Here is a 1,212-nt window from a genome sequence, read left to right as displayed (position 1 = left end):
TTCACCGATGTGCCGGGCTGAAGCCTGGCCTACGGATTATTCTACGATCTTCGACACGACGCCGGCGCCGACGGTGCGGCCGCCTTCGCGGATGGCGAAACGCAGGCCGTTTTCCATCGCGATCGGGGCGATCAGCTCAACGCCGAACGACACGTTGTCGCCGGGCATGACCATCTCGGTGCCTTCCGCCAGGGTCACGGTGCCGGTCACGTCAGTGGTCCGGAAGTAGAACTGAGGACGGTAGTTCGCGAAGAACGGCGTGTGACGGCCGCCTTCTTCCTTGGTCAGGATGTAGGCTTCGGCTTCGAACTTGGTGTGCGGTGTCACCGAACCCGGCTTACACAGAACCTGGCCACGCTCAACGCCGTCACGGTCCACACCACGCAGCAGGGCGCCGATGTTGTCGCCCGCTTCACCGCGGTCCAGCAGCTTGCGGAACATTTCAACGCCGGTGCAGGTGGTTTTCGCGGTGTCACGGATGCCGACGATTTCGATCTCGTCGCCAACGTTGATCACGCCACGCTCGACACGGCCGGTCACAACGGTACCACGGCCCGAGATCGAGAACACGTCTTCGATCGGCATCAGGAACGGCTGGTCAACAGCACGCTCGGGGGTGTCGATGTAGTCATCAACAGCCGCCATCAGCTCGCGGATCTTGTTCTCGCCGATTTCAGGGTCACGGCCTTCCATCGCGGCCAGAGCCGAACCTGCGATGATCGGAATATCGTCGCCGGGGTATTCATACGAAGACAGCAGCTCGCGGATTTCCATTTCCACCAGTTCCAGCAGCTCTTCGTCGTCAACCTGGTCAACTTTGTTCATGAACACGACCATCTTCGGGATGCCAACCTGGCGGCCCAGCAGGATGTGCTCGCGGGTTTGCGGCATCGGGCCGTCCGCGGCGTTCACAACCAGGATCGCGCCGTCCATCTGAGCGGCACCGGTGATCATGTTCTTGACGTAGTCAGCGTGGCCGGGGCAGTCGACATGTGCATAGTGGCGCGCGTCGGTCTCGTATTCCACGTGCGCGGTCGAGATGGTGATGCCGCGGGCTTTCTCTTCCGGCGCGCCGTCAATCTGGTCATACGCCTTGAAGTCACCGAAATACTTGGTGATTGCTGCGGTCAGCGTCGTCTTGCCGTGGTCAACATGCCCAATCGTGCCGATGTTGACGTGCGGCTTATTACGCTCAAACTTTTCCTTTGCCAT

The 1,212-nt window shown here is 60.7% G+C and carries 1 protein-coding gene; it reads right to left on the bottom strand.

The window, feature by feature from the left end:
* Window positions 1-36: 36 nt before the first annotated feature.
* On the bottom strand, window positions 37-1,212 hold a 1,176-nt coding region (gene tuf / locus ACR0M9_RS21085), incomplete at its 5' end, for an elongation factor Tu (RefSeq protein ID WP_480492715.1).

This window comes from Ruegeria sp. CH2 (assembly GCF_056537065.1).
Note: the sequence above shows the minus strand (reverse complement) of the source record. Positions and strands in the feature narration are given on the sequence as shown.